This is a genomic window from Micrococcus sp. KRD070, from assembly GCF_017168435.1.
In the GTDB taxonomy this organism is placed as follows: domain Bacteria; phylum Actinomycetota; class Actinomycetes; order Actinomycetales; family Micrococcaceae; genus Micrococcus; species Micrococcus luteus.
Window position 1 is genome coordinate 16,313 of the sequence record NZ_JABFNH010000021.1, and the last position, 11,890, is coordinate 28,202.

10 protein-coding genes are annotated in these 11,890 nt (G+C 75.0%); 5 read left to right on the forward strand and 5 right to left on the reverse strand.

Features of this window, described 5'->3' with window-relative positions:
* Nucleotides 1–108: 108 nt before the first annotated feature.
* From J1M38_RS07155 to J1M38_RS07165, 3 genes are all read left to right on the forward strand, one after another.
* Nucleotides 109–969: an HpcH/HpaI aldolase/citrate lyase family protein gene (locus J1M38_RS07155; RefSeq protein ID WP_036383620.1), complete on the forward strand. Its 861-nt coding sequence runs from the start codon at nt 109–111 to the stop codon at nt 967–969.
* A 208-nt stretch (nt 970–1,177) separates the two neighbouring features.
* On the forward strand, nt 1,178–2,128 hold the full coding sequence (locus tag J1M38_RS07160) for a hypothetical protein (RefSeq protein ID WP_206481315.1): 951 nt from the start codon (nt 1,178–1,180) through the stop codon (nt 2,126–2,128).
* Nucleotides 2,129–2,280: 152 nt separating this feature from the next.
* Entirely contained in the window at nt 2,281–3,777 is a 1,497-nt protein-coding gene (locus J1M38_RS07165) for a YdiU family protein (protein ID WP_144819551.1), read from the forward strand.
* A 27-nt stretch (nt 3,778–3,804) separates the two neighbouring features.
* On the opposite strand, the gene J1M38_RS07170 is transcribed toward J1M38_RS07165, so the two are convergent.
* A complete protein-coding gene (locus tag J1M38_RS07170; RefSeq protein ID WP_041102609.1) occupies nt 3,805–5,094 on the reverse strand; it encodes an NAD(P)/FAD-dependent oxidoreductase in 1,290 nt (429 codons plus the stop codon).
* Nucleotides 5,091–5,420 carry a bifunctional 3-phenylpropionate/cinnamic acid dioxygenase ferredoxin subunit gene (locus J1M38_RS07175; RefSeq protein ID WP_002857882.1) on the reverse strand — a complete coding sequence of 110 codons (330 nt, stop codon included), beginning with the start codon at nt 5,418–5,420 and terminating at the stop codon, nt 5,091–5,093. The genes J1M38_RS07170 and J1M38_RS07175 overlap by 4 nt, the downstream gene beginning before the upstream one ends.
* A gap of 321 nt (nt 5,421–5,741) precedes the next feature.
* Between J1M38_RS07175 and J1M38_RS07180 the strand changes: the two genes are divergently transcribed.
* Nucleotides 5,742–7,817 (forward strand): LysM peptidoglycan-binding domain-containing protein, encoded by a 2,076-nt coding sequence (locus J1M38_RS07180; protein ID WP_144819552.1) that lies wholly within the window; start codon nt 5,742–5,744, stop codon nt 7,815–7,817.
* 187 nt (nt 7,818–8,004) lie between these two features.
* Here J1M38_RS07180 and J1M38_RS07185 read toward each other — a convergent pair whose 3' ends face one another.
* Genes J1M38_RS07185 through J1M38_RS07195 form a run of 3 tightly spaced genes read right to left on the reverse strand, consistent with a single transcriptional unit; the run spans nt 8,005 to nt 10,768 of the window.
* Nucleotides 8,005–8,670, reverse strand: coding sequence for a 3-oxoacid CoA-transferase subunit B (locus tag J1M38_RS07185; protein WP_206481817.1), 666 nt, complete (start codon nt 8,668–8,670; stop codon nt 8,005–8,007).
* 8 nt (nt 8,671–8,678) lie between these two features.
* Nucleotides 8,679–9,443, reverse strand: a complete 765-nt coding sequence (locus tag J1M38_RS07190) for a 3-oxoacid CoA-transferase subunit A (protein WP_020624469.1) — start codon at nt 9,441–9,443, stop codon at nt 8,679–8,681.
* A 47-nt stretch (nt 9,444–9,490) separates the two neighbouring features.
* On the reverse strand, nt 9,491–10,768 hold the full coding sequence (locus J1M38_RS07195; RefSeq protein ID WP_020624470.1) for a thiolase family protein: 1,278 nt from the start codon (nt 10,766–10,768) through the stop codon (nt 9,491–9,493).
* Nucleotides 10,769–10,863: 95 nt separating this feature from the next.
* Between J1M38_RS07195 and J1M38_RS07200 the strand changes: the two genes are divergently transcribed.
* Nucleotides 10,864–11,736, forward strand: a complete 873-nt coding sequence (locus J1M38_RS07200) for an IclR family transcriptional regulator C-terminal domain-containing protein (protein WP_020624471.1) — start codon at nt 10,864–10,866, stop codon at nt 11,734–11,736.
* The last annotated feature ends 154 nt before the right edge of the window (nt 11,737–11,890 follow it).

An 11,890-nucleotide genomic window follows, 5' to 3' on the forward strand; every position in this document is an offset into this window, starting at 1 on the left:
CGCCCGCCCGCAACGCGGGTTGACCTATCACCAGTACGACGCCGCTCCACCCGCGACAACTCAACCCGCGTCGGGTGGAGGGCGCGGAGAACCCCGGAGGAACGTCCCATGCCCGTCCGCCACAACCCGCAGCCGCTGTTCCGCGACCTCTTCACGCCCGAGGCCGTCGCCGCCCGTGGGGGCCGCCCCGCCGCCGGCATGTTCCTCTCCTCGGGGGACCCGACGACGGCGGAGATCTGCGCCGGCGCGGGCCTCGACTACCTGCTCATCGACGCCGAGCACGCCCCGCTGACCCTGCAGGACGTCCTCGCCCAGCTGCGCACGATCGCCGGCTACCGCGTGCCCACCCTGGTGCGTGTGCCGGCGCTGGACACCGTGGCCATCAAGCAGTTCCTGGACCTGGGCGCCCAGACGCTGCTGGTGCCCATGGTCGACGACGCCGAGATGGCCCGCAGCGCCGTGGCCGCCGCCCGCTACCCGGACGGCTCCGCCGAGGGCGGGGTGCGCGGCGTGGGCTCCGCCCTGGCACGCTCGGGCCGCTGGAACCGGATCCCCGGCTACCTGCCCGGCGCGGCGGACCACGTCTCCGTGATCGTGCAGATCGAGACGGCCGCGGGCGTGCGCAACGCCGACGAGATCGCGGCGGTGGACGGGATCGACGGCGTCTTCATCGGCCCCTCGGACCTCTCCGCGTCCCTGGGCCTGCTCGGCCAGCAGTCGCACCCGGACGTGGTGGCCGCGGTCGAGGAGGTCATCACGAAGGTCAAGGCCGCCGGGAAGTTCGTGGGCGTCAATGCGTTCGTGCCCGCGCAGGCCGACGCCTACGCCGTCGCCGGCGCGGACTACGTCAACGTGGGCGCCGACGTCGCCCTGCTGGCCCGGGCCGCCGAGGCCCTCGCCGACCGCTGGTGCCCGGAGCCGAGCGACGCCGCGGCCGACGGGGAGGGCGCGCCCCGCGCGTCGTACTGACCTGGTCATCCCCTCACTTCGGGGCGCGAAATCCACCCCATGGACGTCCGATCCTGGTCCATGACGTGGATTTCCCGCCTCGAATGGCTCGGGGCCGGCGCCCCGGGGAGGTCACCGCCTCCTGCACAACCGCGTCGGGCCCCCTCGTGCATCCCCAGGCCCCCGCTCGTCCGTCTCGGGATGCCGACCGACGGGGCACGCTCGCCGCATGTCCCGTCGCCCCGCCCCGCTTCCGCCGTCGATCGACCCCACCGCCTTCACGGTCGATGACGCGCGCCGGGCGGGTGTGACGTGGTCCCGACTGCAGTCCTCAGACCTGCGGCGGCTGCGCCACGGCATCTACGGGCCGGCCGGCCCTGCGGCGGTCTCCGTCCGTGAGTGGACGATGGATGAGATCCGCGCGTATCAGCGGCGCCATCCCGACGTCGTCGTCAGCCATGAGACCGCCGCCCGTCTGCACGGCCTGACCGTGCCCGAACGGCTGTTGGCCCCCGGTGCGGTGCACGTCAGCGTCGGCACCTCGGGCGGCCGGCCGGCCCAGGCGGGTCTGGCGCCCCACCGCATCGAGGTGCCGGAGGGACAGCGGATGACGCGGGGCGGCGTGCTCGTGACGACGCCGGCCCGCACGCTGTGGGACTTGTGCGCGGCACGGTCGGCGCTCACCGAGCGGGACGTCGTCGTGGCCGGTGACGCCCTGCTCTGCCCGCCGTGGCTGCCCGGCGGCGGACGCGGGGCTCCCGCCTACACCCCGGAGGAGCTCGTCCGATCGCTGGCCGAACGGGGACGTTTCCGGGGGCGCGGACTGGCCCGGGCGGCGCTGGCGAGGATGCGCGTGGGGGCGGATTCGCCGCGCGAGACGCGTCTGCGGCTGGCGCTCGTCGACGCCGGGCTGCCGGAGCCCGAGGTGCAGTGCCGGCTGGACCCGTCAGACTGCCGCGCTCCGACGGTCGACCTCGGGTATCGGCCGTGGCGCCTCGCGTTGCAATACGAGGGCGAGCACCACCGCACCGCCGAGCAGCAGGCCCGCGACGTGCTGCGCGACCGCTGGTGCGCCGACCACGACTGGCTCTCGATCAAGGTCATGTGGGCCGACGCTCAGGACGACTACGCGGACGTCGTCGCGCGGGTGCGGCGCCGGGCAGCCGAGTTCAGTGGGTGACCCGGTGAGGTCCACGGCCCCCGTCTCGAGGCGGGAAATCCAGGTCAAAGCGCTCTGGTCCACGCCCGTGGGATCGATTTCCCGCCTCGAAAGGACGGGCCCGGTGGGAGTCGGCCCGTGAACACCCGGCCTCCCCCACGTAGCGTGGCCCCATGACCGCGTCCGTTCCCGCCCTGAGCTCGCATTTCGCCGACACCTTCCCGGAGCTCGCCCTGCCCTGGCAGGCCCAGGCCACGGACGGCCCGCAGCTCGTCCTGCTCAACGCCGGTCTCGCGGCGGAGCTCGGCCTCGACGCCGAGTGGCTCGCCAGCGACGACGGTGTCTCCTTCCTCACCGGCGAGCAGCCCGGCCCGGGCGCGCGGCCGGTCGCGCAGGCGTACGCGGGCCACCAGTTCGGCCACTACTCCCCCCGCCTGGGCGACGGGCGCGCCCTCCTCCTCGGCGAGCTCACGGCTCCGGACGGTCGGCTCCACGACCTGCATCTCAAGGGCTCCGGTCGCACGCCCTTCGCGCGCGGCAACGCCGACGGGCAGGCCGTGCTCGGCCCCATGCTCCGCGAGTACGTGGTCTCCGAGGCGATGCACGCCCTCGGCGTGCCGACCACGCGGGCGCTGGCCGTCGTCGCCACGGGCCACCCGGTCCGCCGCGAGACCGTGCTGCCGGGTGCGGTGCTGGCCCGGACGGCCGCGTCGCACCTGCGCGTCGGCACGGCCCAGTACGCCGCGGCCCTCCCCGAGCAGGCGCACCCCACGGAGGTGCTGCGCCGGATCGTCGACGAGGCCATCGCCCGCCACCACCCGCACGCCGCCGACGCCGAGCACCCCGCGCTCGCGCTCTACGAGGCGGTGATCGCCGCGCAGGCCGCGCTCGTCTCCCGCTGGATGCTCCTCGGCTTCGTGCACGGTGTGATGAACACGGACAACATGACCCTGTCCGGCGAGACCATCGACTACGGCCCCTGCGCGTTCATCGACGCCTTCGACCCGGCTGCGAGCTTCTCCTCGATCGACGCCCAGGGCCGGTACGCGTACGGCAACCAGGGGCCCATCGCCGCGTGGAACCTCGCCCGACTCGGCGAGGCCCTCGTGCCCGTGATCGACGACGACCCCGACCGCGCCGTCGCACTCGCCCAGGAGGCGCTGGGCAGGTTCCACGGCGCCCATCTCGCGGCGTGGCGCGGCGGACTGCGGGACAAGCTCGGCCTCCCGGCGTCGGTGGCGGAGGACGACGTCGCCGCGCTCACCGACCGCCTGTTCCCGTGGCTGGCCGCGGCGCGGACCGACTGGACCTCGTTCTGGGTGCGGCTGGCCGAGCACACGGCGGCGCCCGTGGACGACGACGCGGCGCGCACCGAGGCGGCACGGCTCGTCCCCGGCGCCCCGGACCCCGCGGGGCTCGCCGCCTGGCTCTCGGACTGGCGGGCGATGGGTCCCGATCCGGCCCGCATGCGCGCGGTGAACCCCGTCTACATCCCACGGAACCACCTGCTCGACGAGGCCCTGACGGCCGCGGAGGACGGGGACCTCACCGCCGTCCACCGGCTGCTCGAGGCCGTCACGGATCCCCTCACCCCGCGCCCCGGGTTCGAGCGGCACGCGGAGCCGGGTCCGGCGGACGGGGCCCCGTTCGTCACCTACTGCGGCACCTGACCGCTTTCGTCGACGAAACGGGCGCCCTCACCCCCGCGCCAGCGACTTGACCGGCACGGCCGGGTCCGCGAGCGCGGCGGCGTCCACCACGATCCCCCGGTCGATGATGCGCCGGGCGGCCTTGACGGTCATGGGGTCGTCAATCGACGCGGCCCCGCGCAGGGTCCCGTCCGCGGCCAGCGCGAAGCTCGCCACCACGACGCCGCGCACTTCGCGATCCACGATCCGCCCACCGGCCGGCACCGTCATGTCCCCCACGGCCTCCACGTGTGCGTCGTACCGGTCGGACCAGAACCACGGGGCGCCCGGGGCGTCCGCCTGTCCCCCCAGGAACGCCGCCGCGGCGGCCGCACCGGACCGCAGGGCCGGCTCCCAGTGCCGCGACGGCGCCCACGCGGACTCCCGGGCGCGCGCGGCGTCGCCCACGGCCAGGATCCCGGGCACGGTCGTGCGGCCCATCGCGTCCGTGAGCACGCCGTCGGCCACCTCCAGACCGGCGTCCGCGGCGAGGGCGGTGTCCGGCACGGTGCCGCCGGCCAACACCACGACGTCGGCGTCCACGGTCCGCCCGTCGTGGAGGTGGAGCCGGTGGGCGGCCGGCAGTGCGGCGCCGCCGTCGGCGTCCCGGTGCTCGATCCAGGCCGCCCGCCCGACCTCGACCGCGACCCCGTGCTCGGCGTGCATCCGGTGCAGGCGGGCGGCCAGCGCTGGCCCGACCGCCGCGCGAGCCGGGGCGTCCGTCCCGGTCACGAGCGTCACCGCGGCGAGCGAGCGGCGCGCCGCGGCCGCGACCTCCGCCCCCGTGAAACCGCCGCCCACGACCGCCACCTCGGTCCCGAACGTCAGGCGGTCGCGCAGGGTCTCGGCGTCGGCGCGGGTGCGCAGGGTGATCAGGTCCGGGTGGTCGGCGCCGGCGACGTCGAGGGCCCGGGGTCGCCCGCCCGTGGCGAGCACGACCGCGTCCGCGTCCAGGACCCGCCCGGAGGCCGTCTCCACCCGGTGGGGCGCGGGGCCGCCGTCGGGGTGGACGCCGCCCGGCACCACCCGGACCGCCTCGTCCTCCACCAGCTCCACCCCGTGCTCGGCGAACCATGCCGGCGGGGCGAGCAGCAGGCGGTGCGCGTCCGCGTCGCCGGTCAGGAACTCCTTGCTCAGGGGCGGCCGGTCATAGGGCACGCCCTGCGGGTCCACGAGGGCGATCCCGCCCGCGAAACCGCGGCGCCGCAGCTCGCGGACCACGGCGAAGCCCGCGACGCCGCCGCCCACCACCACGACCGAGCCGGGCACGCCCGCCGGGGCGTCGACGTCGTGGCTCATGCGCCGGGGACGAGGTAGAGCTGGCCCTCGCGCTCCTCGACGCGGTGCACGCCGACGCCCTTGGTGGCGGGCAGGCAGAGCGCCTCGCCGGTGCGCAGGCAGAACTGCGCGGCGTGCAGGGGGCACTCCACGCGGTCGTCCTCGAGCCAGCCCTCGGCCAGCGAGGCGTCCTCGTGGGTGCACGTGTCGTCGATCGCGTGGAACTCGCCCGCGTCCGTGTGGAACACCGCGACGTCGTCCCTCGTCCCCGCCGTCGCCGCCGGGACGACGATCGCCTCGCCCTCCGGGACGTCCGCCGCCGCGCCGATGTGGATCGGCTCCGCCATGGTCTGCCTCCTCTGGTTCCCGGGCCGGGCGGCCCGTGGTGGTCTCCCGTCACCGTATCCCCCGGCGCGGACCCGACACCCCTCCGCTGTGCTCCGCCCCGGTGCCACACCGCGCCCACCTGTGAATGGGTGAACCGGACATCACGGGGGCGTGAAATCACCCGACAAGCCTTCGAAAAATGTTCCCGGGAATGGTCGATCACGCTACGATCACGACGGCTCTCCGGCCCTCATCCCGCCCTCACCACGTCACCGACCCGGGAAAGCGACACGGCCCGCGCCTGTCGTTCCTCGGGCACTCCACCTTCCGAAGGCATCCGCATGAAGATTCTCCCGCCGCGTTCCGCCGCGTCCCCCCGCCCGCTCGCGCCCGCCGTCGCGGTCGCCGCGCTCTCCGTCCTCGTCGGCGGCCTGCTCCCGCAGCCGCCGTCCGCGACCACGGAGGGCGCCCCCGACGTGCGCCCGCTCGACGACGCCGCCCGCGCCACGACCGTCGGCGCGGCCGCGACCCCCGCGTCGGCCGCTCCCGTCGAGGGCGCCGGCGTCGCGACCGTCCCGCAGGAGGGCGAGAACCTCGTCCCGGCCGAGGAGGCTCCGGCCGGCGTCGTGCTCGGCGAGCCCGTGGTGGACCGCCCGTTCACGGTGGCCGCCGCCGTGTGGGACACCGCGGCGGACGACGCCGTCGAGCGCGTGGAGATCCGCGTGCGTCAGGACGGGGCCTGGGGCCCGTGGCAGGTCCTGGATCGGCCCGTCCTGCCTGAGGACGCCGCCCCCGCGCGCACCGGCACGGACCCGTTCGTCGCGTTCGGCGCGGACGGCGCCCAGCTGCGCGTGACCACCGCCGACGGCGCAGCCCCGGCCGGCCTCGAGCTGTCCCTCATCGACCCGGGCACGGCCGCCACGGACGAGACCGTCGCGAGCGCGCACCCGGCGGTGACCGCCGAGCAGGCCGCGGAGACGGCCGGCCTGCCGCGGGGCGTGAAGTCGAGCGCCGTCGTCGGGGGCGCCGCACCCGCCGAGGCCCGCACCGTGGCCACGGCCTCGGATGCGCGCGCGAAGATCCTCCCGGACGTGATCACCCGCGCGCAGTGGGGCGCGGACGAGTCCTGGGCCGAGTCCTCCCCGCAGTTCGACCAGGTGCGCGCGCTGACCATCCACCACACGGCCGGCACAAACGACTACTCGCGCGCCCAGGCCGTGGAGCAGATGCGCGGCATCTACGCGTACTACACGAGGACCCTCGGCTGGGGCGACTTCCCGTACCACCTGATCACGGACCGCTTCGGCAACATCTACGAGGGCCGCCGCGGCGCCCTGGACTCGAACCCGCTGGGCACGCACGCGGGCGGGTTCAACCGGGGCACGATGGGCATCTCCACGATGGGCAACTACGACGTGGTCGCCCCGTCCGAGGAGGTGGTGGACGCGATGGCCCGCGCCACCGCCTACTACCTGTACCGCGACGGCATCGACGCGCGGGGCCGAGTCACCCTGACCTCGGGCGGCAGCACGAAGTACGCCGCGGGCACGCCCGTCACCGTGGACACGATCTTCCCGCACCGGGCCACGTCCGCGACCGCGTGCCCGGGGCAGCACCTGATGGCCCGCTTCGACGACCTGCGGGACCGCGCCGAGGCCATCGCGACGGCGGCCGGCCAGCCGCCGGCACCGGCCACCCCGGCTCCGACGCCGGCCCCGACGACCGAGCCGTCGACCGCCGGCACGTACACGGTGCAGCCGACCGACGGCTGGTGGACCATCGCCCGCCGCACCGGCGTGCCCGCGGCCACCCTCCAGGAGCTCAACGGCATGACCGAGTCGACCGTGCTCCACCCGGGCATGGTGCTGCGCACCGTCGCCGACCCGACCGCCCCGGAGCCCACCCCGATCACCACCGGCACGTACACGGTGCAGCCGAACGACGGCTGGTGGGTCATCGCCCGACGGACCGGCGTCAGCGCCGCGGAGCTCCAGCGGCTCAACGGCATGACGGCGTCGACCGTCCTGCACCCGGGGATGGTGCTCATCACGGCCGCCACGGCGCCGACCTCCCCGCCCGCGCCTGCCCCGGCCCCGGCCCCCGCCCCGGGCACGTACACGGTCCGCGAGGGCGACGGCTGGTGGATCATCGCCTACCGCACCGGCGTGACGATGGAGACCCTGCAGCGCCTCAACGGCATGACCGCGACCACCGTGCTGCACCCGGGGATGGTGCTGCGGACCGGCCAGACCGCCTCCGCCCCGGCGCCCTCGCCCGCCACGTACGTGGTCCAGGCGAACGACGGCTGGTGGCTCATCGCCCAGCGCACGGGCGTCTCCATGGAGCGCCTGCAGCGCCTCAACGGCATGACGGTCTCGACCATGCTCCACCCGGGCATGGTGCTGCGCACCGCCTGAGCACCCCGCCGGGACGACGTCGGCCCGCACCTGCGCGCGAAGGTGCGGGCCGCCGTCGTCGGTTGAGTTATCACCGGTCGCAGGCCGCCGCACCCGGGATAAGTCAACCGGCGTTCCTCCCCACGAGAAGTCGACGACGGCGCAGGCCTCCGAGAGCCCGTGGGGCCGGTGGCTGCGGCGCCGCGGCTCAGTCCTCGAGCTTCTCGAACCGCACGCCGGGGTGCGCCGCCTCCAGCTCCTCCCACGTGATGCCGTGCAGCTCGCGGACCCGCACGACCCCGGAGGCGTCCAGCAGGAAGACGCCCCGATCCGCGTAGATGCGGGAGACGCAGCCGACGCCGGTGAGGGGGAACGTGCACTCGGCCAGCAGCTTCGGATCGCCCTTCTTGGTGAAGAGATCCATCATCACGTAGGTGTCCTTGGCGCCGATCGCCAGGTCCATCGCACCCCCGACGGCGGGGATCGCCCCGGGCTTGCCCGTGGACCAGTTGGCGAGGTCGCCGGTCGCGGAGACCTGGTAGGCGCCGAGGACGCACACGTCCAGGTGGCCGCCGCGCATCATGGCGAACGAGTCGGCGTGGTGGAAGTACGCGGCCCCGGGCAGCTCGGTGACGGGGATCTTGCCGGCGCTGATGAGGTCTTCATCGATCTGCTCGCCCTCGGCCTGCGGGCCGAAGCCCAGCATGCCGTTCTCGGTGTGCAGGGTGACGTTCTTCTCCGCCTCCAGGTAGTTGGACACCGTGGTGGGCTGGCCGATGCCCAGGTTCACGAAGGAGCCGGGGGCGATGTCCGCCGCGATCGTACGGGCCAGTTCGTCCTGGGTCAGCGGGGTGTCGGTCTGGGTGATGCTCATCGCTCTCCTCACTTCCCCTCGGCGGCCGGCTCGGCCGCGGTCGTCGTGGCCGCGCACGGCTTCGGCCGGCCCTCCGCCAGGGCAGCCCGCTCGGCGCGCTCCTTCTCCCCGGACTCGGTGTCGATCCGCACCACGGTGTCCGTGTAGATGCCGGGGGTCACCACGTGCTCCGGGTCGATCGGCTCCTCGCGGACCTCGTCCACCTGGACGATCGTGGTGGCGGCGGCCGCGGCCATGACGGGTCCGAAGTTGCGGGCGGTCTTGCGGTACACGAGGTTGCCGTGGCGGTCCGCCGCGTACGCCTTGATGAGCGCGACATCGCCGCGGATCGGGGCCTCCAGCACGTAGTGCGTGCCGTCGATCTCGCGGACCTCCTTGCCCTCGGCCAGCTGCGTGCCGTAGCCGGTGGGCGTGAAGAAGCCGCCGATGCCGGCGCCGCCGGCGCGCAGGCGCTCGGCCAGGTTGCCCTGCGGGACGAGCTCCAGCTCGATCTCCCCGGCACGGTAGGCCTCGTCGAAATGCCACGAGTCGGACTGGCGCGGGAACGAGCAGATGATCTTGGCGACCCGCCGCTCCTTGATCAGCAGCGCCAGGCCCGCGTCCGCCTGGCCCGCGTTGTTGTTGACCACCGTGAGGCCGGTGGCCCCGGACTCGAGCAGCGCGTCGATCAGCTCCATCGGCTGGCCGGCGTTGCCGAACCCGCCGATCAGCACCGTGGCGCCGTCGGTGATGCGGGAGACGGCCTGCGCGGCCGTGTCCACGAACTCCAGCATGGGGACTCCTTGGATGAGGGGGTCGGGTGGGTGCTCGGCCGGACGCGTCAGCGCGCGGCCACGTTCTCGAGGACGACGGCGATGCCCTGGCCCACGCCGATGCACAGCGCGGCCACGCCCCACCGCTCACCGGAGGCCTCGAGGCGGCGGGCCAGCGTGCCGAGCACGCGGGTGCCGGAGGCCCCGAGGGGGTGGCCGATCGCGATCGCGCCGCCCCAGGCGTTCACGATCTCCGGGTCCACGCCCCAGGCGTCCGTGCAGGCCAGGGACTGGGCGGCGAAGGCCTCGTTGAGCTCGACGGCGGCCACGTCCTTCCAGCCGATCCCGGCGCGGGACAGGGCCCGGTTCACCGCCTCCACCGGCGCGTAGCCGAAGAAGTCGGGCTCGTTGGCGGCGGTGGCGCGGCCGGCGATGCGGGCCAGGGGCTCCAGGCCGAGCACATCGGCGCCCGTCGACGAGCCCAGGAGGGCGGCCGAGGCGCCGTCGTTCATGGGCGAGGCGTTGCCCGCCGTGACGGTGCCGTTCTCCCGGCGGAACACGGTGCGCAGGCCGGCGAGGGTCTCGGGGGTGGAGTCCGGGCGGACGGTCTCGTCCCGCTCCAGGTCCGTGCCGGGCACGGCGGCCACGAGGGAGTCATACCGCCCCTCGTCCCACGCCCGCGCGGTAAGGCGGTGCGAGCGCGCGGCGAACTCGTCCTGGCGCTCGCGGGAGATGCCGAAGCGCTCGCGCAGCAGCTCCGTGGCCTCGCCGAGCGAGACGGTCCACTCCGGCGGCATCGCGTCATTGATCAGGCGCCAGCCGAGCGTGGTGTTCGCCGCCGCCAGGTCGTGCATGGGGAACGGGCGGGTGGTCTTGGGCAGCACCCACGGGGCACGGGACATCGACTCCACGCCGCCCACGAGGACCACGTCCGCCTCGCCGGTGTTGATCTGGCGGGAGGCGATGATCGCCGCGTCCAGGGATGAGCCGCAGAGGCGGTTCACGGTGGTGCCGGGGATGGACAGCGGCAGGCCGGCCAGGAGGGTGGCCATGCGGGCCACGTTGCGGTTCTCCTCGCCCGCGCCGTTGGCGTTGCCGAAGACGACCTCGTCGATCCGCTGCGGGGCGGCGGCGTCCGTGCCGGCCTCGATCGGGCGGCCGGCGGCGGCGTCGGCCACGGCCTGGGCGGACGCGGCGCGCAGGCCCTCCAGGCCCGGGGCGCGGTCCACGAGGGTGCGGACCACGTGGGCGGCCATGTCGTCGGGGCGCACCCCCGACAGCGCGCCGCCGACCTTGCCGAAGGGGGTGCGGACGGCGTCGAACACGTAGGCATCGGTGAGGCTCATGGCCTCACCGTAGGACCGCCTCGGCGGGCGGGGAAGGGTGTGTGCGTGACGCGCACGGGCGTGCGCTGTGCGCATAGCGGACTACGCTGGCGGACATGACCGACGACGTCGACGCCCCCGGCGCACGTCCCGCGTCGGGCGGGGACGTGGTGCGCGCCCTGGCGTCCGGTCTGGCGGTGCTGCGCGCGTTCACCCCGGACACCCCCACGCTCTCGGTGAGCGAGGCCGCGACCGCCGCGGGGGTCACCCGGGCCACGGCGCGGCGCATGCTGCTGACGCTCACGGAGCTCGGCTACGCCGTGCAGGACGGGCGGCGGTTCGCGCTGACCCCGCGCGTGCTGGAGCTCGGCCACGGCTACTGGTCCGGCCGGTCCGTCTCCGAGATCCTCCGGCCGATCCTCACCCAGGCCTCGCAGCGCCTGCACCAGTCCTGCTCCGCGGGCGTGCTCCACGGGGCGCACCTGATGTACATCGCGCGTGTGCACACCGAGCGGATCCTGCGGGTGAACCTCGACGTCGGCACGCGCCTGCCCGCGTTCACCACGTCCATGGGCCGCGTGCTGCTGGCCGACCTGCCCGAGGACGAGGCCTGTGCCCTGCTCGCAGGCGCCCCGCGCACCCCCGCCACGGAGCACACCCTCACGGACGTGGACGCGCTGATGGCCGAGCTGGCGCGCGTGCGGGAGCAGGGCCACGCCGTGGTGACCGCGGAGCTGGACGCCCATCTGAGCAGCGTCGCCGTGCCCGTGCGCGACGCCGAGGGGCGAGTGGCCGTGGCGATCAACACGGCGCTGTCCCTCGGGCCGGACCATCGCGACCCGGGCGCGCGCCGGGCGGCCCTGCGGACCGGGGCCCGCGTGCCGGCGCCGCGCACGCCGGAGGTGGCGGCCGCCGTCGTGCAGGCCCTGCCGGTGCTGCGCGCCGCCGCGGACGACGCCGAGGCCGCCCTGGCCGCGCTCCAGCGCTGAGCGCCCACCCCCTTCAGCACTCCCCGCACCCGCATCCGCACCAGCACCAGCACCCGCCCCCGCGAATCGACTGCGGTTCTGACCCTTCTGAGGCCCGGAACGGCCGCCAGAAGGGTCGGAAGTGCAGTGGATTCGGAACGGGAAGGGCAGGGTG

Excerpts from the sequence above, each read along its gene's own strand:
- J1M38_RS07155 (WP_036383620.1), top strand. The coding sequence starts at position 109 with ATGCCCGTCCGCCACAACCCGCAGCCGCTGTTCCGCGACCTCTTCACG.
- J1M38_RS07160 (WP_206481315.1), top strand. The coding sequence starts at position 1,178 with ATGTCCCGTCGCCCCGCCCCGCTTCCGCCGTCGATCGACCCCACCGCC.
- J1M38_RS07165 (WP_144819551.1), top strand. The coding sequence starts at position 2,281 with ATGACCGCGTCCGTTCCCGCCCTGAGCTCGCATTTCGCCGACACCTTC.
- J1M38_RS07170 (WP_041102609.1), bottom strand. The coding sequence starts at position 5,094 with ATGAGCCACGACGTCGACGCCCCGGCGGGCGTGCCCGGCTCGGTCGTG.
- J1M38_RS07175 (WP_002857882.1), bottom strand. The coding sequence starts at position 5,420 with ATGGCGGAGCCGATCCACATCGGCGCGGCGGCGGACGTCCCGGAGGGC.
- J1M38_RS07180 (WP_144819552.1), top strand. The coding sequence starts at position 5,742 with ATGAAGATTCTCCCGCCGCGTTCCGCCGCGTCCCCCCGCCCGCTCGCG.
- J1M38_RS07185 (WP_206481817.1), bottom strand. The coding sequence starts at position 8,670 with ATGAGCATCACCCAGACCGACACCCCGCTGACCCAGGACGAACTGGCC.
- J1M38_RS07190 (WP_020624469.1), bottom strand. The coding sequence starts at position 9,443 with ATGCTGGAGTTCGTGGACACGGCCGCGCAGGCCGTCTCCCGCATCACC.
- J1M38_RS07195 (WP_020624470.1), bottom strand. The coding sequence starts at position 10,768 with ATGAGCCTCACCGATGCCTACGTGTTCGACGCCGTCCGCACCCCCTTC.
- J1M38_RS07200 (WP_020624471.1), top strand. The coding sequence starts at position 10,864 with ATGACCGACGACGTCGACGCCCCCGGCGCACGTCCCGCGTCGGGCGGG.